The sequence below is a fragment of the Rhizobium sp. 268 genome (genome assembly GCF_036571585.1).
Taxonomy (GTDB): domain Bacteria; phylum Pseudomonadota; class Alphaproteobacteria; order Rhizobiales; family Rhizobiaceae; genus Rhizobium; species Rhizobium redzepovicii.
Window position 1 is genome coordinate 1 of the sequence record NZ_JAPPSO010000078.1, and the last position, 646, is coordinate 646.

1 protein-coding gene is annotated in these 646 nt (G+C 66.1%); it reads left to right on the plus strand.

Features of this window, described 5'->3' with window-relative positions; all coding sequences use genetic code 11:
* On the plus strand, positions 1–646 hold a 646-nt coding region (locus tag OS035_RS33520; RefSeq protein WP_331815698.1), incomplete at both ends, for a calcium-binding protein.

Sequence of the window (646 nt, forward strand, 5' to 3'; positions counted from 1 at the left end):
TTGAGCATCGCGGGCTACGCCAATGTCGAGCGGCTGACCTTCACCGGCAGTGTCAACTTCGTCGGCACGGGCAATGCCTTGGACAACATCATCACCGGCGGGATCGCCAACGATACCCTGGACGGCGGCGCCGGCAATGACCAGCTGTTCGGCGGCGCCGGCACCGACATCCTGATCGGCGGCGCAGGCGCAGACCAGTTGGATGGCGGCGACGGCGCTGACAATGCGAGCTATAGCTCGAGCACGTCGGCTGTGACGATCAACCTGAAGACCGGCGTGTACACCGGCGATGCGGTCGGCGACACCTTCACCTCGATCGAGGGTTTCATCGGCACGGGTTCTGCCGACACCTTCGTAAGCGGCTCCGACGCCAGCTTCTTCAACGGCGGCGCCGGCGTCGACACGGTGGATTATTCGACCTCGACGGCTGCGGTGAACGTCGACTTCTGGACCAGCACGGGCAGCGGCGGCGATGCTGCCGGCGACACCTATGCCAACATCGAGAAGGCGATCGGCTCGGCCTATGACGATCTGCTGGTCTCGGCGGGACCCGGGCACGTGCTGCAGGGCGGGGCCGGGAACGACGTCTACATCCTCGGCGTTCAGGGCGTCTCCGTCGTCGAAGCGGCGGGCGAGGGCGACGACA